This is a genomic window from Ruegeria sp. BF12 (genome assembly GCF_056538705.1).
In genome coordinates this window covers 38,660-65,443 of record NZ_JBQFTP010000018.1, presented here as the reverse complement: position 1 = coordinate 65,443, position 26,784 = coordinate 38,660, and the positions used below count along the sequence as shown (strand labels likewise).

The following is a 26,784-nucleotide window of genomic DNA, read 5'->3' as shown; positions in this document are numbered from 1 at the left end:
TTCGATCTCGTCACGCTGGCGGCCCAGCTCGGACGTGATCGAGCCGAACAGCTCGGGATCACGGTCAGACAAAGACTGGGTGAAAAATCCGTCGATACGGTGGGGGGCGTTCATATTGAAATCTCCTGAAAAGAGGCCACTCAACCGGACCAAGCCGGTGAGCAGCCAAGTGGGGATTGGATCAGATCACACGATCACGCGGCGCACGGCCTGCGAAGAAGTCTCCGAGGTTGTCCAGAACGCGGAAGCCCATCGCTTCACGTGCCTCGCGCGTTGCACTGCCAAGATGCGGCAGCATCACGAGGTTGTCGCATTGCAACAGATCCGGGCTGATACGGGGTTCACCATCAAAAACGTCCAATGCGGCACCACCGATCATGTCGAACATCAGGGTCTGAATAAGAGCCCATTCGTCGATCACTTCACCGCGCGCGGTATTGATCAGAAACGCGTCGCGCTTCATCAGGCTCAACCTGCGGGAGTTGATCAGGTGCCGGTTCTCGGCCCCGCCGGGGCAATGAAGCGACACGAAATCGCACTGCGGAAGCAGATCATCGATCGTATCCACTTGGGTCGCATTGCAAGACGCCAACACATCAGACGACACTTGGCTGCGGTTGTAGACAAGAATGTCCATACCAAACCCATGATGAGCCCGACGGGCCATCTCTTGCCCGATGCGGCCATAGCCGATGATGCCCAGGGTCTTGCCACTGACCTTCGTGCCCACCAAATGCGTGGGCCGCCAACCGGTCCAGTTACCGGACCGTAGTTCACGCTCACCCTCTCCGGCTCGGCGCGCGACCATCAACATCAGGGTCATAGCGATATCTGCGGTGCATTCAGACAAAACGTCAGGAGTGTTAGTCACGGTCATGCCCAATTCACGTGCCGACGGTTCGCAGATATGGCTGTATCCGACTCCATAATTGGCAAGGATTTTGGTCTGCGCCGCCGGGACATCCAATGCCTCGGCGTTCAGAGTATCGGTGACCGTGGGCAACACGGCGTCATAATGTTTCAACGCTTCCCGTATCTCAGCCGAGGACATTGGCTTGTCCCCGGTATTGAGCACCGCGTTGTAGTTTTCGGCCAGCTGCGCCTCGACGGCGGCGGGCCAGCGACGGGTAACAAGAACCGAAGGTTTTGCCATCACGCTGCCTTTCCCATGACGCGGGCGATGGTTTCGCCGATGACAGCGGGGTTTTCAGCAACCGTGACGCCTGCTGCCGAAAGGATTTCGACCTTCTCGGACGCGCTTTCGCCAAAGGCCGAGATGATCGCACCGGCATGGCCCATGGTCCTTCCTTTGGGTGCGGTCAGACCCGCAACATAGGCCACAACGGGTTTGGTCACATGATCGCGGATGTATTCGGCGGCTTCAGCTTCCTGCGGGCCACCGATCTCGCCGATCATGGCGATGACTTCTGTCCCTTCATCCTGTTCAAATCGCTCCAGAATATCACGGAACGAAGACCCGTTGATCGGATCACCGCCGATACCCACGCTGGTCGAAACTCCAAGCCCGCGTTCCTTGAGCTGGGCGGCGGCCTCATACCCGAGCGTGCCAGAGCGGCCGATGATCCCGACATTTCCGGGCAGGTAGATATGGCCTGGCATGATCCCCAACAAGGCTTTGCCGGGGCTGATGGTGCCTGCGCAGTTTGGCCCGGTCAGCACCATGCGTTTTTCCTTGGGATAGCGGTACATGTAGCGCTTAACGCGGATCATATCCTGCGCCGGGATGCCGTCGGTGATGCACACGCAGTAACGGATGCCTGCATCGGCTGCTTCCATGATGGAGTCTGCGGCGAACGGAGGCGGCACAAAGACCAGGCTGGCGTCAGCACCGGTTGCTTCGACGGCCTGTTTGACGGTGTCAAAGACCGGCACGCCTTCGACGGTTTCGCCGCCCTTGCCGGGTACGACTCCGCCGACCACGTTGGTGCCGTAGGCCAGCATATCTTTGGTGTGAAAGCGCGCCATGCGTCCGGTGATGCCTTGCACGATTACGCGTGTTTCGCGGTCGAGAAGAATGCTCATTACACAGCCCTCATCTTGGTGTTTTGGGACAGATCGTTGCGCCACGCACCTACGGCGCGTTCGGCGGCCTCCATCAGAGTTGTTGCTCGGATGATCGGCAGGCCTGATTTCGCGAGGATTTTCTGGCCTTCTTCGACGTTTGTTCCTGCCAGTCGCACAACGACAGGGATGTCGAGGTCCAGTTCCTTCAGAGCCTGCACCACACCTTCGGCGACCCAATCGCAGCGGTTAATCCCCGCGAAGATGTTCACCAGAATGGCCTGAACGTTTTTATCGGACAGAACCAGCCTGAACGCTTTGGCGACCCGTTCTGGCGATGCGCCACCCCCGATGTCGAGGAAATTGGCAGGTTCGCCCCCCGCCAGCTTGATTGTGTCCATCGTGGCCATCGCCAGACCAGCGCCATTGACGATACAACCAATATTGCCGTCCAACCCAACGTAAGACAGGCCACGGTCGGCAGCCCGGCTTTCACGTGGATCTTCCTGGCTTTTGTCACGCAATTCGGCGATTTGCGGATGACGGAACAGGGCGTTGTCGTCAAAGCTCATCTTTGCGTCCAAGGCCAGCACCCGATCGTCACCGGTCACGACCAGCGGGTTGATCTCGACCATCGTCGCATCCAACTCGCTGAAGGCTGCATAGCATCCCTGCAGAGTGCGAACCATTTGCTGTACCAGACGCGGTTCCAGTCCTAGCTGGAACGCGATCTCGCGCGCTTGAAACTCCTGCAGACCAACCGCAGGTTCCACAATGGACCGGACGATGCTGTCCGGGCGTTCGGCCGAGATATCTTCGATCTCCATCCCGCCTTCAGACGAAGCGACAATCATCACCCGCTGGCTGGACCGATCCAACACGAACCCCAGGTAGATCTCGCGGTCGATCGGCACGGCGGCTTCGACATAAACGCGGTAGATGCCTTTGCCTTCGGGACCCGTCTGATGGGTCACCAGCTTGCGACCAAAAAGATCGTCACAGGCCTCGTAGATCTCATTTTCAGTGTTACACAGCTTGACACCGCCCGCCTTGCCGCGACCCCCGGCATGAACCTGGGCTTTGACAATCCACTTATCCCCCCCCAGTTCCCGCGCACGATAGGCCGCCTGTTCCGGGCTGTAGGCCAAAGCGCCCGACGGAACAGCGACTCCGAAGTTCGAAAGAACTTCTTTCGCCTGATACTCATGAATATCCATCTGCAATCCTCCCGTTCATGCAGTGTGATTAAGCGGCAATCGACGTGCCGTAACGGCTTTCGAGCAGCGCCTCGATCTCATCGGCATCGACTTGACCGCCCAATTCTCGCATGGCTTCGGCGAACAGGCGCACGATGCGGCTGATGGCCTGACGGTTCAGTTGATTGAGAATACCGATCCGAACCTGCACAGGCGCGCTGAGCGTTGGCCAAATACCAAAACCCCGCGCCCTACAGTTCTGCACCAGTTCCATCTCGCGCCCGGCGAGCTCTGGCGGCAAATTCAGCACCACGAGGCTGGGCATGTCCGAGGTCACCTCGCAACCCATTGCTGTCACGGCATCGCGCAGTACACGTTCGTGCGTCTTGTACGACGCCGACCGCCTGGCCAATCCCTCCTGCAAAGTCAGGCGCAAGGACTCATGGAATGCAGCGACGGCATAACCGGAATGGGTTCTGTGATATGTCCCTTTCTCGACGTCTGCGCCGTCAACGATCCCCCAGTGGCGGGCTTCGAAAATCGGATTGTGGACGTAGGTGTAGGCACCTGAAGATTTCAGGGAGTTGATATACGCATCCGTGAAGCTGACAGGCGCATAGGTCAGCGGCAGACAGCATAGGCCCTTTTGCGGGCACGACGCCCAACCAGCAATCCCTGGGTAGTCGTCGATCGAAAATTCATCGACGCCCAACGACGAGACGGCGTCGATCAAGCCCATAGCGCCATGGCGCTGACACGCGTCCGAGAAACCGCGCAGATCGTTGATGCGACCGGAACCGGTTTCCCAATGCGCCATAAAGGCCCACTTCGGCTTGTGTTGCTCCAGCGCGGCCTCAACCATTTCACCAGTGACCGGCTGGCCGTGTGGCACGTCAATTACTGTGACGCAGGCTGCCTGAGGGTCAAGTGGGCTGGCCGCGTGCTCTTCGGGTGTGGCAGCCTTGATCCGCAATGTCAGCGCATCAATCTCGGAAAACGTGCCGTTGGCAAAAGCCACGACCTTATCGCCGGGCATTACGGCGGAGAACATCGTGTCCAGGGCGCTCCAGCCTGTACCGGCAACAGCGAAGGTATAGGCGTTTTTAGTCCCCCAAATCTTGCGCAGCATATGCTTGCATTCGACCATGCCCCTCAGGACATCGCCCTGCATGTGATCGGCGACGCCGGCATTGGCGAAAGCTTGCAGAACACGGGCGTCGGTATTGCCCGGTCCCGGGCCCGCGGCCAGTGTCTCGGGTATCTCAAGCGGAGGGAAAATCTGGAATGTCATGGTTGGACGACCTCGGCTGTTGGCGGGGCGCATCGGCCCGTTGTGGTAACTTGCCGGGTAGAAAACGCGGGGTTGCCCTATGACGCAACGTAACTTACTACTGCTTTTGGACAGCTAAAAGTATGGGGAAATACCCACCCAATTTGGTAAAAATACCAAAGTATACCGAAAATCAACCTACCCAAACGGGTGGGAAACTGCAAAACAGGGCGAAAATCAAATGGTTGAAACTCCACAAGCCCCGATCGACGTCATGCTGGCCGACAGCAATCCGCTCGTCCTCTCTGCCATGTCCGAAATCTTTGAGCGCGACTCACGATTCTCGCTTGTGGCGACATCGGCAACGGCCGAAGGGTTTCTGGGAACCGTGATGCGGGTCCCCGTCAAGGTTGGCGTGGTCGATTGGAATCTTCCCATCCTGGGCGCAGCAAAACTGATCGAAGTCCTGCGCGAACAGGCAAATGCCCCGCGCTTTGTCGTCTATGGTGATACGGCAGGCGATATTCCACGCCTCGCAATGCAGGCCGGAGCCGCCGGGTTTGCCGCCCGCTCTGGCGAGGTTGAAGGTTTGTTAAAGACCTGTGCCGATGTTGCTGCCGGTAAGATGGTCTTTCCGTTCATCGACGTTCGGAAAATGCAGCAGGACCCGATCCAAAGCCTGTCCCGCAAAGAGCGAGCCATTCTCGAAGCGCTGGCGCAGGGCATGTCCAACAGAGACCTGTCAAAGGAACTGCAGATATCCACCAACACCGTCAAGTTCCACCTGTCCAATATCTATGAAAAGCTGGCTGTGAAGAACCGAACCCAAGCCATCGCCTATTACTATTCCTCGCAGATGTCCCGGGACTGAATTTATCGCCCAGAGTTGACAACACGGTCCAGTTCAAATGGGACCGATCAGTCCTTACTCACAGTTTTGGCGTACAATCGACCCAGCTCGAGACGGCGCTCAGGTCTTTCAGGTTTAACAACTCAATCCTCGGCATCGCCGCCCACGGGGACACATATCATTCAATTTATTGGAGCGTTTTCTCAGTATGAAACCAACGCGCTATTCGTTTAAGTCGTTCAAAATCCGGCTTTTTTCAAGCCTTCAACGAAATGCTGCGTGTCTTCTTCAAGCCGGTCCGGTTGGACCGTTGTCCACCGCGCCAGGGAAAAGTTGGGATGCGCCTCGCGGTGTTTATCCGTAATCAAGCGAGCCATGTCCGTTTGGCCAAGCTGTGCGTAGCTGGCCGCCAACATCCGCTGCCCCTCGGTCGGGTTGTTCATTTTGTTGACGGTCTCAATGACGTCTTCGTACCGCCTGAGATTGTAGTAGGCCCCGCCCAGATGCCACAGGTATTGATCCGGGAAATACGGGTTCAGGCGCATTGCCTGCTGAATATGCGTAATCGCGGTTTCATTGTCGCCATAATGGGCCAAAGCATCCGCATAGTCCGAATGCATATCCGCGTCATTGGGGTTCAGCGCCAAAGCCCGTTGATAGGATTGGATCGCCGCATCATGCTCTTTGCGGTAAAGATGCACGTAACCCAACTCGCCAAAGCCGCGCGCATCAGTCGGGTCCAGCTCGATTGCGCGCTGCGCCAAATTGAGAGCCTGCTCCAGTGCGCCCGAAGGATCCTTGGCCCACGAATAGCGCCAGTCGATGTTCAGAGTCCGCGACAAAGCGGCCGCAGCCCGAGCATAGCCCCCATCTCGCTCTAGCGCGGATTGATAGAAGTTTTGTGCAATGCGGTTGTCGTAGCGCGTGTATTTGAAGATATGATGCTGGCCCTGCAACACCGAGCCGTACGCTTCAAGGTCGGATGGTATCGCCTGAATCATCCGCTGTTTTTCATGGGACTCGATCATTACGGCAGTGGCAGCGACGATGCACTCCGTTACCTCGTCAAGAATATCGAATATGTCGTCAATCTTGCGGTCGAACCGCTCACCCCAAATCGTCCGCTCGCTGTTGGCATCTATCAATTCGGCAGTAATTCGAATGCGGCTGGCAGAACGACGCACACTACCGCGCGCGATGTAGCGAACATTCAGCTTTTGCGCGGCCTCTTTCGGCGGCATCGATTGGGTCTTGAAGAAAAACGACGAATTCCGGGCGATGATGAACAGGTTCCGAAACTTGGACAGATTCATGATGATGTCATCCGTCAAGCCTTCGGCAATCCAGCTGTCGGATTCGTCACCGCCACTGCTGCTAAAGGGTAAGACCGCCACCGATGGGGTATCTGGCCGTTCGAGAATATTCCCCTGCAGATCAGGGCGCATTGTCCCGGCCATGGTCGCGCCGGCCACTTCACTGCGGACGCAATAGGTGGAGACAGGGTTCAGAATATTTTTTAGTTGCTTCGGTCCAAGAAATTCATACCCATAACGCAGTCGATTGCAAACTTGGTCATAAACTGCAGAGCTGACGTACACGCGTTCAGGCTCGGCGATCTCTTGCAATCGCGCCGCGATGTTCACGTTGTCGCCGTGTATTCCGCGCTCGTCTATCAGAATTTCCCCAAGGTGAATCCCCGCGCGAAACTTGATTCGCTGGTCCTGTGCCCGCGTTTGATTGTGCTCGCTTGCGATCTGGTGCAGTTCCACACCGAATTCAACCGCGCTGGTTGCTGTTTCGAACAGCGCCAAAACCCCATCGCCACGCACTTCGACGACGCGACCTTGGTACTTGGCACATGAGGCTTCGAGCAGAGCGAGAAGCGATTTCAATGCGTTGTAGGTATCAAGCTCGTTTTCGCTCATGAGCCGTGAGTAACCCACGACATCGGCGAAAAGGACCGCGCCAAGTCTCTGGGTTATTGGAACGTTCGAAATCGTTGTGCTCACAGGTGCTACTCGTTTCTAGGACTCTGATCGGACCCAGGATCAACATATAGCAAAAATTGCTTTTGACGACCGAAGACCTCTATTGTTACTGCGGGTCAACTGGCCGTGATGTGAGGCGGCCATGACCAGGCGGCACAGTCGTTCGGACCAAAAATGACGGTTGTTTTGCTGTCCAACTCCTGGGCCAAAGCCTGACGGCGCGCCATCCAGTCAGTTTTCAAAACCCCGACCACGATCATATCGTGAAACGCTCCGTCGGCGAACCATGCCTGCCTCATTGTTCCTTCAATCTGACAACCAACCTTAGCCACCAGATCCCGGCTGTGGTGGTTATCTGCGCGGTAGTAAGACGTTAACCTGTTCAGTCCCAACTGCCGAAAGGCCAAGTCCATCAGCAAAGCAGTCGCGCGAAGCCCAACACCCGACCTGCGGGCTGATTTGTTGATAAAGATAGCAATTACCGCATCGCGATTGATGCTGGATATTGCCTCCAACCCTGCCAGTCCAACGGCCTCACCGCTGCTGGATTCAATCACAAACCAACATTTTCGACCGGCATCGCACGACGTGAATGTGTCCTTCCACATATCTTCGGCATGGGAAAGATTCAGAGGAACACGTGTGGTTCGGTCAAAGCGTGCAAGGTCTTCGACATCTTGAAACCAGGATATGACTGCCTCCAAATCCGCCCGCTCCATCGGGCGCAATCTGAACGTACTCTTTGCGTTATCAGGCACGAGAAAACTTACCTTTGAACGAAATCAGTAAAATCTAATCAGACAGTAGCACAAAAATTTTATGTTTACGAAATGAGAAAAACCCGCCCCGAGCAAAACCTGTAAATAATTGTAATACCTATATTTTTACTGCTCGCCGATCCCCAACGAAAGCCCGGCCCACCTAACAGGCGGGCCGGGCAGTTACAGATAAACAAGTGTCAGTCGTACAGAACTGCGGCGATCTTGGGATCGTCAATGTTGGACGCATCGTAGTAGTAGAAACCCGTGTCGATCAGAGCCGGGACGTCCTCGCCCTTCATTGCGGCAACGGCTGCTTTGACGGTTTCATATCCAATCCCGACGGGGTTTTGGGTGATGGCACCTGCCATCAAACCGCTTTTGATCGCGTCCTTCTGGGCCTTGCCACTATCGTACCCAATGATGACCAGACCTTGGGTGCCCAGTTCCTGCACACCGTTGACCACGCCGATTGCCGACCCTTCGTTTGTGCCGAAGATACCGTCTAGGTCGGGATTGGCCGTCAGGATAGCTTTCGTCACCTCGGTCGATTTGAGGTGATCGCCCTGCCCGTACTGAACAGTGACAACTTCTATGTCCGGGTACTTCTCGGCCATCCGGTTTACAAACCCGTCACGGCGGTCGATTCCAGTGCGGCTGGTCTGGTCATGGGCAACCACGGCAACCTTACCTTTTCCGCCGATCTTCTCGGCCATTTTGTCGGCAGCCAACCCCGCAGCGGCCAGATTGTTCGTCGTGGCCGTCGAAACCGGGATGTCACTGTCGACACCGCTGTCGAAAGCGATAATCGGAATGCCTTTGTCATTGGCCTGCTTCAACAGGGGAATGGCCGCCTGGCTGTCCAGCGCGGCAAAGCCAATGGCCTTGGGGTTGTTGGCCAGCGCCGCCGCCAACATGTCAATCTGCCGGTCGACCATTGTTTCGTTGTCCGGCCCTTCGAATGTGATGGTCACTCCGTATTCATCCGCTGCCTGTTCGGCTCCGGACTTCACCGCCTGCCAGAACTGGTGCTGGAACCCTTTCGACACTAGCGGGATGTAGACATCCTCGGCCGTGGCCATAGAAGCGGGCATTGCCAGAGAGGCTGCGGTCAGTGCCCCCAGAATGAAACGACGTGTAAACATGATTTTCTCCTCCAGTTGGTCGTTTTTATTCGTTTCCAGAAATGGTCAGCCGCTTTTCTTGCGCCGGACCATGTCGGCGTAGACGGCCAGAATGATGATCGCGCCGGTCACAACGGTCTGCCATTCCTGTGCTACGGACAAAACGCGCAGGCCATTCGTCAGCACCGCCATAATCAACGCGCCGATCAGTGTGCCCAGAATGGTGCCACGCCCGCCGGACAGGGATGTACCCCCGATCACCACAGCGGCGATGGCTTCCAGCTCATAACCCAGTCCCAGCGCAGGTTGCGCCGAGTTGAGGCGGGATGCGATCAGAATGCCTGCAATTCCGCAGATCGCTCCGGCCAACGCATAGATCCGCATTTTCCACATGTCGGTGTTCACACCGGACAGGCGCACGGCCTCTTCATTCGATCCCAACGCAAAGGTGTACCGGCCCAGCACCGTGCGCCCCAGAATGTACGAAGCCGCAATCGCGACAAGGAACAGGATCAAAACGCCATTGGGGATCGGTAATGCCGGGAAGATTTCTCCGATCAGCGACCCGCGCGATATCTGATCAAAGCCGGGTGTATCGTTGAAATAGATTGGCCGGGTGCCAGAGATCACAAGCGAAAGACCCTTGAGGATCAGCATCATGCCAAGGGTGGCGATGAATGGGGGGATCTTCATTTTGGCCACAAACGTTCCGGAACAGAGGCCACAGAATGCCCCCGCTGCTATGGCCGCAGCCACACCCAAAAGCAGCGGCATTCCCAGATAGGTTAGAACGACCCCCGCGATCACGGCGCAAAATGTCATCAGCGTGCCCAACGAAAGGTCAATACCGCCCGTGATGATGATCAAGGTCGCCGCAACTGCGAGGACCCCATTGACCGAAGTCGCCTGCAAAATAGCGATCATGTTCGAGGTCTGCATGAAGTTTGGCGACGCGATCGAGAACCCGATCAGCAAGGCAATCAAACTGGCGAAGGCCAGCAGTTTTTGATACGCGCCGCTTTCCGACAGACCCGCGAGGGGTTTCTTTTTGTCGATATCCGTTGCTGTGGTCATTGCACTGTCCCTGTTACCAGCATCGCCGCCGAGCGTTGGGTGGCCAGATGCATGATGTCTTCCTGAGTGGTGTCCTTGCCCCCGGGCAGAATTCCGGTCAGCCGGCCTTCGCACATCACGGCGATGCGGTGGCTCAGGCGCATGATTTCGGGCAGTTCCGATGAGATCACGATGATCGTTTTGCCCTGTTCAGCCAGCTCTTCGAGCAGTTTGTAGATTTCAGACTTCGCTCCCACATCGATGCCGCGTGTGGGTTCATCAAAAATCAGGATGTCACAATCGCGCAAAAGCCACTTGGCGATGACGACCTTTTGCTGGTTTCCGCCAGATAGCAGACGAACTTCCTGAGCGTCTGACGGCGTGCGGATACCTAGCTGCTTGATATAGCTTTTGGCGGTGGTACTGATTTCGCCATCATTCAGAACACCTCCACTTCCGGTAAACATGTCCATCGAAGCCAGCGCGATGTTGTCCCGCACGTTCATCCCTGTCGCGAGGCCAAAATGCTTGCGATCTTCGGACAGATATCCGATTCCGGCACGCACCGCATCCTTCGGCGAATTGATCGAGACTGATTTGCCGTGTACCCGAATATCGCCACTGTCTTTCGGATCAGCGCCGAATATGGCCCGAGCAACTTCGGTGCGGCCCGCCCCCATCAAACCGGCGAAACCCAAGATCTCACCGCGCTGAACCGAAAAACTGACGTCGCTGATTTCCTTCCCCCGGTTCAGCCCCGTGATTTGAAGCGACACCTCAGCATCGCCCAGATCAGGCACGTCCAACGGTTCCTCGTTGACTTCGCGCCCGACCATCATCGCAATGATCGCGCTGATTGGAGTCTCTGCGGCGTCGACCGTTCCGACATATTCGCCGTCCCGCATCACGGTCACGCGGTCCGCAATCTGCTTTAGCTCATCCATTTTGTGGCTGATGTAGACAATGCCTACACCCTCGGCCTTGAGGCGGCGAATAATCACGAAAAGCTCCGCAATTTCAGCGTCGTTCAAAGCCGCGGTTGGTTCATCCATGATCAAAACTGAGGATTGGTAGGATAGAGCCTTGGCAATCTCGACCATTTGCTGTTTCGCAATCGTCAGGCTGCCGACCAGAGTTTTGGGATCAAGGTTCAGATTCATCGAGGCGAAAATCTCGGCCGTTCTGGCATTCAGCGCGGCCTCATCTAGTCGCCCAAAACTCTTGCGGGGTTCGCGCCCGATGAAGATGTTCTGAGCAACCGTCAGATCGTTCATCAGGCTTAATTCCTGATGGATGATGCCAATACCCAGATCCTGCGCCTCGCGTGGGGTGGTTGGACTCGCCGGTTTGCCTTCGATCTCAAGATCACCACCATCGCGCTGATAAATCCCGGACAGGATTTTCATCAACGTGCTCTTTCCGGCGCCGTTTTCGCCCATCAATGCGTGGACTTCACCGGCATACAGATCGAATTGCACGGATTTCAGCGCGTGCACGCCGGGGAAGTGTTTATCAATCCCCGTCATGTCGACCAGCTTTTTCATTTCTCCTCCCATGTGCCCCTCTCCCCTTGGGCAGCGCGCGGATTACATCACCGCACCGATTTGCCAGGGCACGAATTCCACGCCCCCAAATCCAAGTTCCTCACTTTTTGTTTGCTCGCCCGAGGCGACGCGCATCAGGATTTCGAACAACTCCTCGCCTTTGGCCTCGATGCTGACACCATCGGTGACGATGTCGCCGCAGTTCAGATCCATGTCGTCGGCCATACGGGCATACATTTCGGAATTCGTGGCGAGTTTGACGCAGGGTGTCGGCTGATAGCCCGAGACCGACCCGCGACCGGTGGTAAAGACGATCAGGTTCGCGCCCGAGGCCACCTGCCCCGTGACCGAACACGGGTCAAAACCCGGGCTATCCATGAATACGAACCCGTTTTTGTCGATCGGTTCGGCAAATTTGTACACATCCCGCAAGGGCGCGGTGCCGCCCTTGGCGACAGCGCCCAGTGATTTCTCAAGGATGGTCGTCAACCCGCCGCGTTTGTTCCCCGGGCTTGGGTTGTTGTCCATTTCGCCGCCGTTGCGCGCGGTGTAATCCTCCCACCATTGCACGCGCTCGATCAGCTTCTCTCCGACTTCTGGCGTTTCGGCGCGACGTGTCAGCAGGTGTTCAGCCCCATAAATCTCCGACGTCTCAGAAAGGATTGTTGTGCCGCCATGGCGCACCAGCAAATCCGATGCGTAACCTAGGGCTGGGTTGGCGGTGATCCCGGAATACCCATCCGAGCCGCCACACTGCATACCAACCGTAAGCGCGCTAACGGGCGCGGGTACACGCGCAGCTTGGTTTGCCAGCTCAGCAATGCCGCGAAGCTCCTCCAAACCGCGCTGAATTGTGCGGCGCGTCCCGCCCTCGTTTTGGATGGTCATGTATCGCAGCGTGCCATCCGGGCGGATCGGGCGGCCACCCACCAGATCAGCGACCTGCATGACTTCACATCCCAATCCAATCAACAAGATCCCCGCAAAATTTGGATGCTGCGCATATCCCGCAAGGGTTCGAAACAACGTCGCGTACCCTTCATCCTTTGCGGACATGCCACATCCGGTTCCATGGACGATCGGAACGATACCGTCGACATTTGGAAAGGAGGAAAGAAGACCCGATTTTTCCGCAGCCTCAGCGATAAAGCGCGCGACGGAGCCCGAGCAATTGACCGTCGTAAGGATGCCAATGTAGTTGCGGGTTCCGATCCTGCCGTCTGAACGGTGATAACCTTGGAAACTGCGGGCTTTGTGAATTTCCGGCAGCGGTGCGTTGGCAGAGGCATGGGCATAGTCCTGCTGATGCTCCCCCATGCCCAGATTATGCACGTGGACATGTTCACCTGGAAAAATATCTGACTTGGCCTGCCCGATGATCTGACCATATCGAATGACGTTTTCACCTTTGGCGATCAGCTTCGTTGCAATCTTGTGGCCACGCGACACTGCCCCAAGAAGCGGAACCGAAAGGCAATTCGGATGTTCACCAGACGCCAAGTCGCGCAAAGCGATGACGACATTGTCATCCGGATTCAGCCTGACCGTATCGCGTTGCGCGCCCTGACGGGCCTTGATTTGATCACGTGCTTGCATTGCTATCCCGCTTGCTTGCCCCGACAGCTACGTCGAAAACTACCCTCTTGTCAACTAACATGTTAGAATGATAGACCCGCAGTTATGAACCGACCTCAAGATATTGACGCAACCCGCCTGCCGGACATTTCCACCATCGAAGGGTCGCTGGCTCAACGGGTTTACCAGTCAATCAAGCACGCCATTCTGGCCCTTGATTTCCCGCCCGGCGCCAACCTCAGAAAAGCGCCCATCTGTGAACGTCTGGGCGTGTCGCGTGCGCCCGTTTCCGAAGCTATTGCGCGACTGGCAGCCGATGGTCTGGTTGACGTCGTCCCGCAATCCGGCACGCGTGTTTCCTACTTTTCGATGGCTGAAATCCGCGAGGGCGCGTTCCTTCGCGAAGCATTGGAGCTGGCGACGGTCGCGAAGGTGGCCCGGGACCTTACTGAGGATCAGCGCAAAAAACTCAGCCGCAATATGCGCATGCAGGAATTGTTGATCGAGGATGAAGACATCCCCGGGTTTTATCAGGCCGATGAAGATTTCCACGCCCTGCTTATGGATTTCACTGGATTTCTACGATTGCCAGAGGTCGCTCAGACCGTCTCCCTGCAGGTCAGCCGCGCCCGGATGCTGCTGCTGCCAACCCCAGGGCGAGTTTCTGAAACTCTGGCCGAACACCGGGCCATCTTTGAGGCGGTCAGCCGTCACGACGAACAGGGCGCACAGGAAGCGATGCGCCATCATCTTGGCCAACTGATGCCTCGTATCGAAGTCCTACGGCAGGAAAAGCCGCAACTGTTCAATATCACTCCTAAGGACACGCGAGAGGCAGGATGACCGTTTCACAAACCGAGCTTTTGAACAGCCGCACACACCGACCTGTTCCCTTGACCCGGATGGGTTTTGGCGGTGCACCTTTGGGGAACCTTTATCGCAAGGTGACCGATGAGGATGCGCAGGCCGCTTTGCATGCGGCGTACGATGCCGGCATTCGCTTTTTTGACACGGCACCTCAGTATGGGTTGGGTCGGTCCGAACACCGGCTTGGCCAAGCTATCGCCCGCTTTGGGCGCGACAATATTCAGCTGTCGACCAAAATTGGCCGACTGTTGTTGGACTGCGAGCCGCATGAAGTCACGCCCGAGGCATTCGTGGACGTTCCGCAGAAACGCATTGTATTTGACTACACCTATGACGGTGTCATGCGATCCTACGAAGCCAGCCAGAACCGGCTGGGTGTAACCAACACGGACATTCTTCTTGTGCACGACGTCTGCGTGTTCAGTCAGGGCAGCCAGGAAATGTCGGACGCCAAAGTACGCGAGTTGTTTGACGGCGGCGGCTACAAGGCGCTGGTTGAACTGCGTGACGCGGGTGAGATTGCCGCCATCGGGGCGGGCGTGAACGAATGGCAGGTTTGCGAGCGATTGCTGGGGCTGGGGGATTTCGACGGATTCTTACTGGCTGGACGCTACACGTTGCTGGAACAGGAGGCATTGGACAGCTTTCTACCGCTTTGTGAAAAGCGGGATGTGGGGATCATCCTTGGTGGCCCCTACAACTCGGGCATTCTGGCGACAGGCGCCATTCCGGGTGCCAAGTACAATTATTCCGATGCTCCGGAAGAGATTTTGAACCGCGTCCGCAAGATTGAAGCGGTCTGCAAATCGCACAATACGCCCTTGATTGCTGCGGCACTGCAATTTGTTCTTGGACATCCCTGTGTCAAGACCGTGGTGCCCGGTGCAGTCAACGCGGCTGAGGTAACGGCCAACGTTGCACTTCTGGAACACGATATCCCGGCAGTCCTTTGGTCCGATCTGAGGAGCGAAAGCCTGATCCGTCCGGACGCGCCATTGCCTCAGGAGGCTGCAAATGCTGCATAACATCGACCCGATCCTTTCACCCGAACTGCTATACGCGTTGCGGGCCATGGGGCACGGGGACGAAATAGTGATTGCAGACGCGAACTTTCCGGGCTCCAGCTGCGGACCGGACTGCATCCGGGCCGATGGTTCCACTGCCAGCGAAATCCTGCGGGCGGTAGTATCTGTCATGCCTCTGGACACGTTCGTTTCGGATCCGGCGCTGACTATGCAGATGGTCGAGGACCCGGATGCCATTCCGGAGCCGGTTACTGATTTTCAGAACATCATCAACCAAGTGGCTGACAACCCGGCACAGATACAGGCGGTGGAACGCTTTGCCTTCTACCAGCGCGCAGCCAATGCCTTTGTCATAGTGCAAACCGGTGAGCGCAGGCTCTACGGTAACATTATCCTCAAAAAAGGCGTCATTGGATGAGGATCGACGCCCATCAGCATTTCTGGACCTTGTCCCGTGGCGACTATGGCTGGCTGACGCCAGAGCTGACACCGATTTACCGCGACTTTGCGCCAAATGATCTCGCGCCCCTGCTGGAAGCAGCCGGGATTGAAGGTTCAATTCTGGTTCAGGCCGCTCCGACAGTCGCCGAGACAGAATTCATGTTGTCGCTGGCGGATCACACCCCACTCATAAAAGGTGTCGTTGGATGGGCTGACTTCGAAGCCCCCGATGCCCCTGCGCAGATAACGGCGTTGGCTGCCCATCCGGCGCTAGTTGGGCTGCGGCCCATGATTCAAGACATAGCTGATCCCGAATGGATGATCGGTGATGCCTTGACCCCAGCATTTGACGCATTGCAACAGCGCGATTTGACCTTTGACGCGCTTACATTGCCTCAACATCTTGGCCCCCTCAGACAGCTTCTCGCGCGTCATCCTCGGATGCGCGTTGTCATCGACCACGGGTCCAAACCCCTGATCCGCGATGGTTTGATCGATGGCTGGGCGGAGGACATGGCAGCGCTTGCCCGAGAGACGGACACCTGGTGCAAACTGTCCGGGTTGGTGACCGAAGCTGCCCAGAACTGGGCCGTTGATGATCTGCGCCCCTATGTCGACCACCTGCTGGACACGTTCGGTCCGTCCCGCCTGATTTGGGGCAGTGACTGGCCGGTTTGCACGCTGGCCTGCACATACGAACGCTGGCTTGAAGCCACTGATGCTTTGCTGCACGACTTGACCAAGCCTGAACGACAAGCGGTTCTGGGGGGCAACGCTACCCGAGCCTATAAACTCAGGGATTGAAATGGCTTATCCGAAACTGGACTCTGACGGGCTATGGCTGGGTCGCGTGGAACGCGCGGGGATAGGTCCTTGCGTTGTGACGCTGCGCGCCGGGCAGATTGTTGATATCACATCTACATCGGCTCCGACCGTACGCGATGTTCTCGAGCGAGAAGATGCCGCAGAATATGTCCGCAAGACCGAGGGAACCAGGATCGGACCGCTTGATGCAGCGCACGATTGGCTGGCCCCGTGTGATCTGCAGGCGATCAAAGCGTGCGGAGTCACTTTCGCCGGGTCCATGGTCGAGCGGGTCATCGAAGAAAAGGCCGCCGGAGATCCCGCAAGGGCACAAGCAATCCGTGTCCGTATCGGAGACAAGATTGGTAGCAGCCTCTCAAACATTGTTCCGGGTTCCGACGCCGCCGCACAGGTCAAACAGGCGCTGATCGCGGAAGACCTGTGGAGCCAGTACCTTGAGGTCGGTATCGGGCCGGATGCCGAAGTCTTCACAAAGGCACAAGTCCTGTCTTCGGTCGGCTTCGGCGCGGATGTCGGCCTGCACCCGATCTCAACCTGGAACAACCCCGAGCCCGAGGTTGTTTTGGCCGTGAATTCGACCGGTGCGATCAAGGGCGCAGCGTTGGGTAATGACGTCAACCTGCGCGACGTTGAGGGGCGCTCGGCGCTTTTGCTCGGTAAGGCCAAGGACAACAACGCATCCTGTGCCATCGGGCCTATGATCCGCTTGTTCGATGAGTCCTATACGCTTGAAAATGTCCGAACGGCCGAGTTGTCTCTGACTGTGACCGGATTGGATGGCTTTGTCCTGAACGGCCACTCTTCAATGTCGCAGATCAGCCGCGACCCCGCCGATCTGGTCACGCAAACAATTGGACGACATCACCAATACCCGGACGGGCTCATGCTGTTTCTGGGAACCCTCTTCGCACCGACACAAGACCGGGATACCGCGGGTGGAGGGTTTACTCACAAACTGGGCGACATCGTCACGATAGCAAACGACAAACTGGGCACACTCACAAACTCAGTGCACCTCTCGACAGAGTGCCCCGAATGGCGGTTCGGGGCGTCTCATCTCATGCGAAACCTGGCCCAACGCGGCCTGCTTTAAGAAAGAACGAAGATGTTGATCGGAAAACACCTGATCGCCGGTGAATGGGTCGAAGGTGACACCACTTTTGCCTCGGCACCTGCCCATGGGCCAAGCCACGACTTCGCGACCGGAACTGCAGCGCATGTCGACGCCGCTGTGCGGGCCGCTGAAGAGGCCTTTATCACATTCGGTTGGTCCTCGCGTGACGACAGAGCCGCCTTGCTGCGCAAAATCGCAGAGGAAATTGACGCCCGCGGCGACGCGATCACTGAGATCGGCAGTCAGGAAACCGGCCTGCCCGAGGCTCGCCTGCAAGGCGAACGCGGACGCACGGTCGGCCAATTGCGCCTGTTCGCCGATTACATCGAAAAAGGCGACTACCTCGATCAACGCCATGATCCCGCGATGCCGGACCGTGCGCCCCTACCACGCTCGGATTTGCGGATGATCCAGCGCCCGCTCGGGCCTGTCGCCGTGTTCGGAGCCTCAAACTTCCCGCTGGCCTTTTCGGTTGCGGGTGGGGACACAGCTGCGGCCCTGGCTGCGGGCTGCCCGGTTGTGGTCAAAGGCCATCCGGCCCACCCCGGAACCGGAGAAGTCGTCGCGCAAGCCATTGACGCGGCACTAAAGGCGACTGGCACGCCTGCGGGCGTGTTCTCATTAATTCAAAGTGATGGCATCGAAGTCGGGACCGCCTTGGCCCGCCACCCCTTGATCCGCGCAGTGGGTTTCACTGGGTCTCAGCGGGCCGGCCGCGCTTTGTTTGATCTATGCGCCACCCGTCCCGAGCCAATCCCGTTCTTCGGAGAGCTGGGTTCGATCAACCCCATTTTCCTGCTACCGGCGGCAGTATCCGAACGCGCAACCGAAATCGGGACGGGATGGGCAGGATCCCTCACGATGGGCGCAGGGCAGTTCTGCACCAACCCCGGAATTGCGGTCGTCATAGACGGGCCAAGCGCGGATGCATTTCAGTCCGCTGCGCAAGGCGCATTGGAACAGGTGGACGCGCAAACCATGCTGACCGATGGAATCTCGGATGCCTACCGACGAGGCGTCGCTCAAATCGCGGCGCAGCCCGATGTCGCGCAGATTGTGGCCAAGGAAAGCGCCCCGCGCGGTGCAGCACCAAATCTGTTTGTGGTGTCGGGTGACGACTGGCTGGCCAATGCGGCCTTGCATGAAGAGGTCTTTGGACCGATGGGCATCATCGTCAGGGTCCGCGATGCCGACCAAATGCTGCAGCTTGCCCGCTCTATCGAAGGGCAACTGACCTGCACTATACATCTAACTGACGATGACGCAGAATTCGCCCGTCAACTGGTTCCAGTGCTGGAGCGCAAAGCAGGCAGGTTGCTGGCCAATGGCTTCCCGACCGGGGTGGAGGTCTGCGACAGCATGGTGCATGGCGGCCCCTATCCGGCCTCGACCAATTTTGGAGCAACCTCGGTTGGAACCCTTTCGATCCGGCGGTTTTTGCGCCCCGTTTGTTATCAGGATATCCCAGCAGGCTTGCTGCCGGAACAGGAGTGAGGCTGCCTATGAAACCCCAGGAAGCCACGGGTCGCCTGACCGGCAAAACGGCATTGATCACAGCGGCGGGGCAAGGAATCGGCCGCGCCACGGCCGAGTTGTTTGCAGCCGAGGGCGCCAAGGTCATCGCCAGCGACATAAACTCAGACGCTTTGGCTGAATTTGAGCAAATCGACCGGATAACAACACTCAAGCTGGACGTAACAGACGCGGAAGCGGTCCAGGCCGCGGCGGCGGACCTGCCGCCACTGGATGTGCTGTTCAACTGTGCCGGCTATGTCGCAAACGGTTCCGTTCTGGAATGCGAGGAGCGTGATTGGGATTTCAGTTTCGATCTGAACGTGAAAGCCATGTACCGCCTGATCCGACTGACTCTGCCTGCGATGCTGGCCAATGGTGGCGGGTCGATCATCAACATGTCGTCGGTAGCGTCATCGATAAAGGGTGTGCCGAACCGGTTTGCCTATTGCGCCTCAAAGGCGGCGGTCATCGGACTGACCAAATCGATCGCCTCGGATTTCGTAACTCAGGGTATTCGTTGCAATGCGATTTGCCCAGGCACCGTCGACAGCCCCAGTTTGCATGACCGTCTGCGTGCCACAGGCGACTACGAACAGGCCATGACAGATTTCATCGCGCGCCAACCGATGGGACGGATCGGAACGGCTGAAGAAATCGCAGAATTGGCGCTCTATCTGGCCAGCGATGCCAGCAAATACACATCGGGACAGCCCTTTGCCATTGATGGCGGCTGGACAATCTGAGCAGGAAGGGACACGGAATGAAACTGCTACGTTATGGCCCCAAGGGCGCTGAAAAACCCGGCGTACTGGATGCGGATGACGCAATTCGTGATTTGTCAGGTGTGGTCGATGACATTTCGGGCGATACGCTGAGTAACGAAACGCTTGCACGCTTGAATGCACTGGACGTTGCTGGCCTTCCTTTAGTGGATGGCGATCCGCGTATTGGCCCTTGCGTGGGCAATGTCGGCAAGTTCATCTGCATCGGACTGAACTACGCCGATCACGCGGCCGAAAGCGGGATGGAACTGCCAGCGGAGCCGGTGATCTTTTTCAAAGCGACATCCGCCATTGTTGGTCCGAATGACACGGTCGAAATTCCGCGCGGTTCGGTCAAGACGGATTGGGAAGTTGAGTTGGGCGTGGTTATCGGAAATGAGGCCAAATATGTCTCCGAAGCCGACGCCATGGATCATGTCGCTGGATATTGCGTCATAAACGACGTGTCAGAACGCGATTTCCAACTGCATCGTTCGGGCCAGTGGGTCAAAGGCAAATCTGCAGACACGTTCGGCCCGATCGGTCCGTGGCTGGTCACTCGGGACGAGGTGCCCGATCCGCAAAACCTGCCGATGTACCTTGAAGTGAACGGCCACCGCTATCAGGACGGTTCGACCAAAACGATGCATTTCGACGTGGCGACAGTGATCTCTCACCTGTCGCAATTCATGTCGCTTCAGCCGGGTGACGTGATTTCGACCGGGACGCCGCCAGGGGTTGGCATGGGGCAAGATCCGCAAACCTACCTGAAACCCGGTGATCGGATGGAACTGGGCATCGAAGGTTTGGGCGTTCAGCGGCAGGATGTTGTGCAGGGGTGACCTGCACTCTGCCGCCAAAAGGTTTTAACCCGGCCAGGGCAACGAGTAAGTTTTGACGTTGGTGAAGAACTTCATCGCTTCGATGACACCTTCCTTGACGCCATTGCCGCTGTCCTTGATGCCGCCAAAGGGGGACATTTCGATCCGATAGCCCGGTTGTTCCCAGATATTGCAGGTGCCAACGTTCAGGCCGTTGATGTAAGCAATCGCACGGTTGAGGTCGTTGGTGCACACGCCCGCAGACAAACCAAACGCAGTTCCGTTCGAGATTTCAATGACCTGTGCGTCGTCATCCGGCACGCGGACGATGGGCACGATAGGGCCAAAAGTCTCTTCCATGACCAATTCGCTGTCATGGGGCACTTTATCGATCACAATCGGAGGCAATAAAGCGCTTTGCCGGCCAGGATGGTAGAGGATCTCTGCACCCATTTCAGCGGCCCTGAACACGCGCTTTTCGAAAAGTTCTGCGGCCTGCTCGTGGATAACGCACCCCAGTTGCGTTTCTGGGTCCTGAGGGTCTCCGAACCGGATCGCTTTCGCTTTTTCCAGAACTAGCGGCACAAATTTCTCTGCAACGCTTTCCTGCACCAGAATGCGCTTGATTGCGGTGCAGCGTTGCCCGGAGTTTCCGGTGGCACCAGCCACGGCGATGGTGGCGGCCTTCTCAAGATCAGCATCGCTCAGGTCGTTGAGGACGATCAGAGGATCATTCCCGCCCAATTCCAAAGCCTGCCGTTTGTAGCCTGCTTTGGACGCGATCATCTTGCCCACCGGAACCCCGCCTGTGAAAGTGATGATGTCGATATTGTCATTGGTGATCATCTCGTCACCAATGTACTGCGGCCAACCGGTGACGACCTGAAACATCTCGGGCGGCAGCCCTGCCTCGTAAAGGATGTCGGCGAGCGTCAGCGCCGTCAAAGGGGTCAGTTCCGTAGGCTTGCACACCATGCAATTGTTGGTCGCAATCGACGGCGCAATCTTGTGACTGACCATGTTTAAGGGATGGTTGAACGGTGTGATCGCACTGATGGCTTTGACCGGCTCGCGTTTGGTGAAGATCTTACGCTCTTTCCCGTTATGAGTCAGGTCGCACGAGAATATCTCACCATCATCCTTCAACGCTTCGGCGGCGGCAAACTGGAACACGTCCTGCGCGCGCTTGGTTTCGTAAATCGAATGCTGGTGGCAAATACCCAGTTCCAGCGTCAGCCACTTTGCAAGATATTCTCGTTTTTCGCCGATCAATTCGCCGGTGCGCTGCAGGATTTGACTGCGCTCAAAGCGGGTCAGTTTCGAGGTATAACTGGCCGCGACCTCAAAAGCCTTACGCGCGTGTTCGGCGGTGCCCGCAGGAACGGTCCCTACGACTTCGTTTGTATAGGGGTAATGCACAGGAATCGTGGCTTCGGTGAAGACGATCTCTCCACCAATGCGCATGCCTTCATTGCGGATATCGATTGTGCTCATAGTACCGTCCATTTTCAAAGGGCCGCCGCTGTGGTCGCGTAGTAGAACGCATCGAAATTGCGCAGCTTTGGCTGTGATGGCAAATCGATCACGCGATTGATGATAAAGGGAACTTCCTGCTCGGTCACGCCACCATGACTGCGCAGAGGTTCGTCCAGTGCCGCCAGATCGTGCCGATCTTCGGAAGTGCCGATACAGGTGTTTTTGCCTGAGACCATCACGATATCCCCGATGCGATCGCCGGGCAGTTCAAATTGCTCAATCGCCGCTTCTCTGGTCAGGACATGTGTTATGTCATCTATCCCTCGGAGTTTCGCGACAATATCCGCCCGATCCGCACCGTCAGGCAGGTAAGCCGTGGCGAAGCTGCCCAATGCGCCGTGGTGAACAACATACGGATCAGTGATCGGCAAGATCACACGGGCAGCATCTCGACCCAGCCATTCGTCCAACAGATCCTGTGCATAAACCACGTTGGGCGAGCCGTCGGCGTGATGCTTTGGATTCATTCCGTGATCGGCAGTCACAACAATGGCGGCTCCGGTTGCATTCAGCTCAGTCAGGTATCTGTCGAACATCGCGTAGAATGCCTTCGCTTCGGCCTGATCAGGGCTGTATTTGTGCTGCACGTAGTCCGTGGTCGTCAGATACATCAGGTCCGGCTTCCACTCCTTCAGCAGCTTGACACCAGCGGCGAACACAAATTCTGACAGCTCCGCTGAGTAAACCTCGGGCTGAGGCAGACCGAGCCACGCGCTGGCGCAGTCCTGACCGTGTTCAGCAGCGGTCGAGTTGCTGGCCTTCTCGGCCGAAAAACACTTCGCTCGATCATCGCCGAAAGAAAGTCCTGCCCCCAAAAGGGCACGCAGCTTGTCTTTGGCCGTCACAATGGCGGTTTTGGCGCCAGCATCGTGGAATTTTCTAAGAACAGTCGGCGCGCGCAGGAAACGCACGTCATTCATCATGACTTCTTCGCCGGTCTCGGGATCGATCAGGTAGTTGCCGCAAATTCCGTGCACGATCGGAGGCCGCCCAGTCGCGATCGACAGGTTGTTGGGGTTGGTAAAGGACGGGATCACCGAATGCGCAATTCGACCTGTTCCGGTTTCCCGCATACGCTGAAGCGTAGGCATAAGGCCGTCCGCGATTGCCTTGTCCAGGTATTCCGGCTCGCAGCCATCAAGGCAGATCACAACCGCTGGAACCTTGGGTATCGGGTAGATCCGCTCGTTCGCAGAGATCGGAGTTTGGGACATCATTATTATGGACCTTAGTTCAAGCGCCAACATATTGCCTAACGCAGAATGCACTCTGGCAAATCTGCCGAGCGTGGTCGAAAGCCAGAGTGAATCCGTCTATCAGTCCAATGGAGGAATCTAGGACACCTGTCGCAACGAGTAGCGCCGGTTGTCATACTGCACAAATGCTCCTGATGTTTTGCCGGGGATGCAAGTGCGTATCCCATTATCTTTCGAAGTCACTTTGAACCCATCAACATCTAGCAAGCTGCTGAGCAAGGCGCCTGCAGCTTGGTGTTAATGCCGCCCTTAGTGGGTATGATCAGCCTTCCGCGTCCCTTTTTTGGCACCCAAGCCGGACGCTGTTCGGAGTGGCGTCAGGTTGGTTGCGTCAATCGTCACGGTCTATACACCTACGAATATGCCGCCGGACCTGTCACCACTTGGGCGAGCATCCCGTGTCACGCCGCTGCTTCAAATGGTTGCCTAGCGCCTTATGCAGGCCATATTACTAAGGCGCATCTTGCCACCGCACCCACGGTGTTCGAAGTATTCGAAAAAGTTGTTACCACTTAAGACCCGACATCTGGGCGTCAGATTTCCAGAAACGACCAGACAGGCTTACAGGTCGTTCTGGGAGCCGTGATCCACGAAAACATTCGGAAATCAAAGGGCCCCGAGCCGTATGCAGATTGGGCCAAACCCTTGAAGCTTAGTCCGTTCCGAAAGCATGCAATCAGAAGGTTTTGCGCGCAAAATCTCAGTCTGCTCCCAGTGCCAGTATATAGCTTGGTGAGTTGCTCAACCGTTGTCCAGAAAATCAACCTAAGCCAAGGTGAACTCGGTCGCTTCTGTACGCAGCAAACCCAGACCACCGGTCAAGCGCAATTGGTTTGAGAGGGTTGTCTGATTAATCCGGGCCGAGCCGAAATTCTCCGTTCGCTGCCCTTGCGGCAGAATGTTAGCACACGCCAAGGACACGGCCCATGGGCTGGCAGCTTAAATGCGACATTACCTCCCAAACCGCCCTGCCCGCTGATTGCGCGCTGACTTGCCTGTGTGGGGGTCACACAAACGTGCGACTATAGCGATTCTCCTTATGGCTGTATCCTTGAGTCTCAAGAGTCGTAGGAAAATCGAGAGGGCCGATACAATGGACTTCAAGGACTCCGAAGGACTGAACCTGGAACTCAATGACGATCTGGAGTTTTTCGGCGAGGGCTCGTCTTTTGAAGACGACCTGAGCGCAGAATTCGAACTGGATACCGAAGATCTCTCGGACATCGAGAGTTTCGGCCGCTTCGAAGCAGATCCGGCAGGTGGTTTGGTCGAAGAACTTACCGACGAATTTGACCCGGGCCCTGATTTTCAGGTCATCGGACCAGATACACGAAAGCGTATCGGCAATACCCGGTCGGTGCCCTGGCGCCACATCGTCAAGATCACACCTCCGGGTTGCACCGGCACGCTGATCGCGCCAAATAAAGTGCTGACAGCAGCCCACTGTGTCTACAACCGTTCGAACAAGCGACGGTACTCCGGTATTCGCGTTATTCCCGGCAAGAACGGGTCGCGAGAACCATTCGGATCAGCCCGTGCAGTCCGCATCAATTACCCCAGCGCCTATGCCAGCGCGTCGACATACGGGCAGGCATGGCCGCATGACTATGCTGTCATAACTCTCGACAAGCCCATCGGTCGAAGAATTGGTTACTGGTCCCGCATCGCGGCGCTGTCGCCATCCAGACTGTTGCGGATCAAGCTCAACACTGCGGGTTACCCCGGAGACAAGGGCGGCCAGCATATGTACTGGACCTACAACCGCGTCGTCAGCGTTCGCGGGCCACGGATCGAATATCTGCACGACACGGCCGGCGGACAAAGCGGCAGCCCGGTATGGCTGCGGCATCGCTCGGCCCGGACTATCGTTGCAGTGCACGTGGCGCGGGACGACTCGGCGACCTCTGTCGTTGCCAATCGCGGCGTCGCGATTACCCCCGCAATCCTCAGACAAATCCGCGCATGGGTACGGAGCTGATATCCCTACCCGTCCCGGCCCGTGGGCTGCCGGACGAATGGACGCGCATCCAGCGGGTTAACTTGTCACGGCACGCCTTCGGGCTGGCGCCGTTCCAGCCAGGCGAGTTTGGAACAGGCCTTGCCCAGCCGATGGGAGCACACCTTTCTGCCGTCAATGCACTGCTCAGCCGGTTCGGATCAGAGATCCGCACGAACCTTGCCCGTATCGACGCGTTGGGCTCAAGCGGCGGCGGAACCGCAACCGACCGGCTGACGCTGTTGAAAGATCGCGGCCAGCAGATCGTGGAAGCCGCCGAGCTTGTCTGGGACTTTTATCACCGCCTGTTCAGCCAACGTCAGACTCGTGTTGGCCTCAGGCTTCATGCTGCGGACCAGATCGCTCTGGATTGCTACAGAAACGTTTATACAGGGTTGGGAACTGCGCGGTCGATCCCAACCCCGCCGCCGTTCTCGTTCATGGCTTCGGGGCTTGGTCCCGCAACCTGGCGCAGAGGCATACAGGTTGCTCATCTGGGCCGACTGCCCAACCCTTTCCCACTTGTGCAATTGCCGCATCACCGGCTGCTAAACCCATGGACACTTGGCGCGGTCGCGCATGAAATCGGACATAACTTGCAAGCCGACCTGGGCCTTTGGCAAGCCTTTCCGCGAGAAATCGAGCGGCGTGTCCTTTCGACCGGTGCACCCCGGCCCGTTGCAAATATCTGGGCGCGCTGGCATTCCGAGCTGTTCTCGGACCTTGCCGGTATTCTCCTTATCGGCCCGGCTATGGTGGCCTCTCTTATTGACGTAATGGCCCGTGAGCCACGACGTGTATCGCGGTTTCATCCAAAAAACGTCCACCCGCCGATCATCATGCGTATCCCGATCTCGCTTGCGCTTTTGGCCAGGATGGGGTTCCGCCCCGAGGCACGTGCGCTGGGGTCGATCTGGCGCAGGCTCTACCCAGCCGCGGTGGCTCGGCGTCTTCCATCCGAATTGCGCGCCACCGCCCGCTCGGCGACCAGCGCGGCAATCGAGGCTTTGATCTATACGCCTTACCCCCAATTTGGCGGACGCGCGCTTTCACAGGTCGTCAGCTTTGGCCCACGCGAGGCCGCAATGACCCAGGAAGCGGCCGCACGCCTTGCCGCCGGGACCGATCCCGGCATCCTTCCCGAGCGGTTCCTGATTGGCGCTTCGCGTATCGCGTTGGAACGCCGACTGGCGCCTCCCGGCCGCATTGTTGCAAATTTTTATCAGGCATTTGAACGGAGGTGACCC

At 57.2% G+C, this 26,784-nt stretch carries 23 protein-coding genes and 1 pseudogene; 11 read left to right on the top strand and 13 right to left on the bottom strand.

The window, feature by feature from the left end; genetic code table 11:
* Positions 1-181: 181 nt before the first annotated feature.
* From ACR0J0_RS20965 to ACR0J0_RS20950, 4 genes are read right to left on the bottom strand one after another with little or no spacing between them, the layout of a single operon-like run.
* Entirely contained in the window at positions 182-1,153 is a 972-nt protein-coding gene (locus ACR0J0_RS20965) for a 2-hydroxyacid dehydrogenase (protein WP_480665949.1), read from the bottom strand.
* Positions 1,153-2,043, bottom strand: a complete 891-nt coding sequence (gene sucD / locus ACR0J0_RS20960; RefSeq protein WP_239338317.1) for a succinate--CoA ligase subunit alpha — start codon at positions 2,041-2,043, stop codon at positions 1,153-1,155. The genes ACR0J0_RS20965 and sucD overlap by 1 nt, the downstream gene beginning before the upstream one ends.
* Positions 2,043-3,239 carry a malate--CoA ligase subunit beta gene (locus ACR0J0_RS20955; protein ID WP_480665948.1) on the bottom strand — a complete coding sequence of 399 codons (1,197 nt, stop codon included), beginning with the start codon at positions 3,237-3,239 and terminating at the stop codon, positions 2,043-2,045. The genes sucD and ACR0J0_RS20955 overlap by 1 nt, the downstream gene beginning before the upstream one ends.
* A 28-nt stretch (positions 3,240-3,267) precedes the next feature.
* Positions 3,268-4,509, bottom strand: coding sequence for a pyridoxal-phosphate-dependent aminotransferase family protein (locus ACR0J0_RS20950; RefSeq protein WP_480665947.1), 1,242 nt, complete (start codon positions 4,507-4,509; stop codon positions 3,268-3,270).
* 220 nt (positions 4,510-4,729) lie between these two features.
* Here ACR0J0_RS20950 and ACR0J0_RS20945 point away from each other — a divergent pair, with 220 nt between their 5' ends.
* Positions 4,730-5,359 carry a response regulator transcription factor gene (locus ACR0J0_RS20945; protein WP_480665946.1) on the top strand — a complete coding sequence of 210 codons (630 nt, stop codon included), beginning with the start codon at positions 4,730-4,732 and terminating at the stop codon, positions 5,357-5,359.
* A gap of 218 nt (positions 5,360-5,577) precedes the next feature.
* Here ACR0J0_RS20945 and ACR0J0_RS20940 read toward each other — a convergent pair whose 3' ends face one another.
* The 6 genes from ACR0J0_RS20940 to ACR0J0_RS20915 all read right to left on the bottom strand — a co-directional run bounded on the left by ACR0J0_RS20940 (position 5,578) and on the right by ACR0J0_RS20915 (position 13,401).
* Positions 5,578-7,347 (bottom strand): tetratricopeptide repeat protein, encoded by a 1,770-nt coding sequence (locus ACR0J0_RS20940; RefSeq protein WP_480665945.1) that lies wholly within the window; start codon positions 7,345-7,347, stop codon positions 5,578-5,580.
* 95 nt (positions 7,348-7,442) lie between these two features.
* A complete protein-coding gene (locus ACR0J0_RS20935; protein WP_480665944.1) occupies positions 7,443-8,084 on the bottom strand; it encodes a GNAT family N-acetyltransferase in 642 nt (213 codons plus the stop codon).
* Positions 8,085-8,284: 200 nt separating this feature from the next.
* Positions 8,285-9,229, bottom strand: a complete 945-nt coding sequence (locus ACR0J0_RS20930) for a substrate-binding domain-containing protein (protein ID WP_480665943.1) — start codon at positions 9,227-9,229, stop codon at positions 8,285-8,287.
* A 45-nt stretch (positions 9,230-9,274) separates the two neighbouring features.
* Entirely contained in the window at positions 9,275-10,282 is a 1,008-nt protein-coding gene (locus ACR0J0_RS20925) for an ABC transporter permease (RefSeq protein WP_480665942.1), read from the bottom strand.
* Positions 10,279-11,805 (bottom strand): sugar ABC transporter ATP-binding protein, encoded by a 1,527-nt coding sequence (locus tag ACR0J0_RS20920; RefSeq protein WP_480665940.1) that lies wholly within the window; start codon positions 11,803-11,805, stop codon positions 10,279-10,281. Before ACR0J0_RS20920 ends, ACR0J0_RS20925 begins: the two co-directional genes overlap by 4 nt.
* Before the next feature lie 42 nt (positions 11,806-11,847).
* On the bottom strand, positions 11,848-13,401 hold the full coding sequence (locus ACR0J0_RS20915; protein ID WP_480665938.1) for a UxaA family hydrolase: 1,554 nt from the start codon (positions 13,399-13,401) through the stop codon (positions 11,848-11,850).
* A gap of 84 nt (positions 13,402-13,485) precedes the next feature.
* On the opposite strand from ACR0J0_RS20915, the gene ACR0J0_RS20910 reads away from it, so the two are divergent.
* Genes ACR0J0_RS20910 through ACR0J0_RS20875 form a run of 8 tightly spaced genes read left to right on the top strand, consistent with a single transcriptional unit; the run spans position 13,486 to position 20,770 of the window.
* The gene (locus tag ACR0J0_RS20910; protein ID WP_480665936.1) at positions 13,486-14,223 is read left to right on the top strand and encodes a GntR family transcriptional regulator; all 738 of its coding nucleotides are present in this window, start codon (positions 13,486-13,488) and stop codon (positions 14,221-14,223) included.
* Positions 14,220-15,272 (top strand): aldo/keto reductase, encoded by a 1,053-nt coding sequence (locus ACR0J0_RS20905; RefSeq protein WP_480665934.1) that lies wholly within the window; start codon positions 14,220-14,222, stop codon positions 15,270-15,272. The genes ACR0J0_RS20910 and ACR0J0_RS20905 overlap by 4 nt, the downstream gene beginning before the upstream one ends.
* Positions 15,262-15,690, top strand: a complete 429-nt coding sequence (locus ACR0J0_RS20900) for an RbsD/FucU family protein (protein WP_480665933.1) — start codon at positions 15,262-15,264, stop codon at positions 15,688-15,690. Before ACR0J0_RS20905 ends, ACR0J0_RS20900 begins: the two co-directional genes overlap by 11 nt.
* Entirely contained in the window at positions 15,687-16,517 is an 831-nt protein-coding gene (locus tag ACR0J0_RS20895) for an amidohydrolase family protein (protein WP_480665931.1), read from the top strand. Before ACR0J0_RS20900 ends, ACR0J0_RS20895 begins: the two co-directional genes overlap by 4 nt.
* Before the next feature lies 1 nt (position 16,518).
* A complete protein-coding gene (locus tag ACR0J0_RS20890; RefSeq protein ID WP_480665929.1) occupies positions 16,519-17,631 on the top strand; it encodes a fumarylacetoacetate hydrolase family protein in 1,113 nt (370 codons plus the stop codon).
* Between the two features lie 12 nt (positions 17,632-17,643).
* The gene (locus tag ACR0J0_RS20885) at positions 17,644-19,146 is read left to right on the top strand and encodes an aldehyde dehydrogenase (NADP(+)) (RefSeq protein ID WP_480665927.1); all 1,503 of its coding nucleotides are present in this window, start codon (positions 17,644-17,646) and stop codon (positions 19,144-19,146) included.
* A gap of 8 nt (positions 19,147-19,154) precedes the next feature.
* Positions 19,155-19,910, top strand: a complete 756-nt coding sequence (locus tag ACR0J0_RS20880; RefSeq protein ID WP_480665926.1) for an SDR family oxidoreductase — start codon at positions 19,155-19,157, stop codon at positions 19,908-19,910.
* A gap of 17 nt (positions 19,911-19,927) precedes the next feature.
* Positions 19,928-20,770 (top strand): fumarylacetoacetate hydrolase family protein, encoded by an 843-nt coding sequence (locus tag ACR0J0_RS20875; protein ID WP_480665924.1) that lies wholly within the window; start codon positions 19,928-19,930, stop codon positions 20,768-20,770.
* Between the two features lie 24 nt (positions 20,771-20,794).
* Here ACR0J0_RS20875 and phnY read toward each other — a convergent pair whose 3' ends face one another.
* The 3 genes and pseudogenes from phnY to ACR0J0_RS20860 form a co-directional block, all read right to left on the bottom strand.
* Positions 20,795-22,243: a phosphonoacetaldehyde dehydrogenase gene (gene phnY, locus ACR0J0_RS20870; protein ID WP_480665922.1), complete on the bottom strand. Its 1,449-nt coding sequence runs from the start codon at positions 22,241-22,243 to the stop codon at positions 20,795-20,797.
* A 14-nt stretch (positions 22,244-22,257) separates the two neighbouring features.
* The gene (gene phnA / locus ACR0J0_RS20865; RefSeq protein ID WP_480665920.1) at positions 22,258-23,502 is read right to left on the bottom strand and encodes a phosphonoacetate hydrolase; all 1,245 of its coding nucleotides are present in this window, start codon (positions 23,500-23,502) and stop codon (positions 22,258-22,260) included.
* Positions 23,503-23,631: 129 nt separating this feature from the next.
* Positions 23,632-23,886: pseudogene (locus ACR0J0_RS20860) on the bottom strand (IS5/IS1182 family transposase); the annotation flags it as partial.
* A gap of 748 nt (positions 23,887-24,634) precedes the next feature.
* Between ACR0J0_RS20860 and ACR0J0_RS20855 the strand changes: the two are divergent.
* Both ACR0J0_RS20855 and ACR0J0_RS20850 read left to right on the top strand, forming a co-directional pair.
* Entirely contained in the window at positions 24,635-25,519 is an 885-nt protein-coding gene (locus ACR0J0_RS20855; RefSeq protein WP_480665919.1) for a trypsin-like serine peptidase, read from the top strand.
* Complete coding sequence (locus tag ACR0J0_RS20850) at positions 25,504-26,781, top strand: hypothetical protein (protein ID WP_480665917.1); 1,278 nt, start codon at positions 25,504-25,506, stop codon at positions 26,779-26,781. Before ACR0J0_RS20855 ends, ACR0J0_RS20850 begins: the two co-directional genes overlap by 16 nt.
* The last annotated feature ends 3 nt before the right edge of the window (positions 26,782-26,784 follow it).

Coding starts and splice junctions, on each gene's coding strand:
- ACR0J0_RS20965 (WP_480665949.1), bottom strand. CDS start 1,153: ATGGCAAAACCTTCGGTTCTTGTTACCCGTCGCTGGCCCGCCGCCGTC.
- ACR0J0_RS20915 (WP_480665938.1), bottom strand. CDS start 13,401: ATGCAAGCACGTGATCAAATCAAGGCCCGTCAGGGCGCGCAACGCGAT.
- phnA (WP_480665920.1), bottom strand. CDS start 23,502: ATGATGTCCCAAACTCCGATCTCTGCGAACGAGCGGATCTACCCGATA.
- ACR0J0_RS20925 (WP_480665942.1), bottom strand. CDS start 10,282: ATGACCACAGCAACGGATATCGACAAAAAGAAACCCCTCGCGGGTCTG.
- ACR0J0_RS20905 (WP_480665934.1), top strand. CDS start 14,220: ATGACCGTTTCACAAACCGAGCTTTTGAACAGCCGCACACACCGACCT.
- ACR0J0_RS20920 (WP_480665940.1), bottom strand. CDS start 11,805: ATGAAAAAGCTGGTCGACATGACGGGGATTGATAAACACTTCCCCGGC.
- ACR0J0_RS20900 (WP_480665933.1), top strand. CDS start 15,262: ATGCTGCATAACATCGACCCGATCCTTTCACCCGAACTGCTATACGCG.
- ACR0J0_RS20955 (WP_480665948.1), bottom strand. CDS start 3,239: ATGGATATTCATGAGTATCAGGCGAAAGAAGTTCTTTCGAACTTCGGA.
- ACR0J0_RS20880 (WP_480665926.1), top strand. CDS start 19,155: ATGAAACCCCAGGAAGCCACGGGTCGCCTGACCGGCAAAACGGCATTG.
- ACR0J0_RS20910 (WP_480665936.1), top strand. CDS start 13,486: ATGAACCGACCTCAAGATATTGACGCAACCCGCCTGCCGGACATTTCC.
- ACR0J0_RS20855 (WP_480665919.1), top strand. CDS start 24,635: ATGGACTTCAAGGACTCCGAAGGACTGAACCTGGAACTCAATGACGAT.
- sucD (WP_239338317.1), bottom strand. CDS start 2,043: ATGAGCATTCTTCTCGACCGCGAAACACGCGTAATCGTGCAAGGCATC.
- ACR0J0_RS20885 (WP_480665927.1), top strand. CDS start 17,644: ATGTTGATCGGAAAACACCTGATCGCCGGTGAATGGGTCGAAGGTGAC.
- ACR0J0_RS20945 (WP_480665946.1), top strand. CDS start 4,730: ATGGTTGAAACTCCACAAGCCCCGATCGACGTCATGCTGGCCGACAGC.
- ACR0J0_RS20890 (WP_480665929.1), top strand. CDS start 16,519: ATGGCTTATCCGAAACTGGACTCTGACGGGCTATGGCTGGGTCGCGTG.
- ACR0J0_RS20850 (WP_480665917.1), top strand. CDS start 25,504: ATGGGTACGGAGCTGATATCCCTACCCGTCCCGGCCCGTGGGCTGCCG.
- ACR0J0_RS20950 (WP_480665947.1), bottom strand. CDS start 4,509: ATGACATTCCAGATTTTCCCTCCGCTTGAGATACCCGAGACACTGGCC.
- phnY (WP_480665922.1), bottom strand. CDS start 22,243: ATGAGCACAATCGATATCCGCAATGAAGGCATGCGCATTGGTGGAGAG.
- ACR0J0_RS20895 (WP_480665931.1), top strand. CDS start 15,687: ATGAGGATCGACGCCCATCAGCATTTCTGGACCTTGTCCCGTGGCGAC.
- ACR0J0_RS20930 (WP_480665943.1), bottom strand. CDS start 9,229: ATGTTTACACGTCGTTTCATTCTGGGGGCACTGACCGCAGCCTCTCTG.
- ACR0J0_RS20875 (WP_480665924.1), top strand. CDS start 19,928: ATGAAACTGCTACGTTATGGCCCCAAGGGCGCTGAAAAACCCGGCGTA.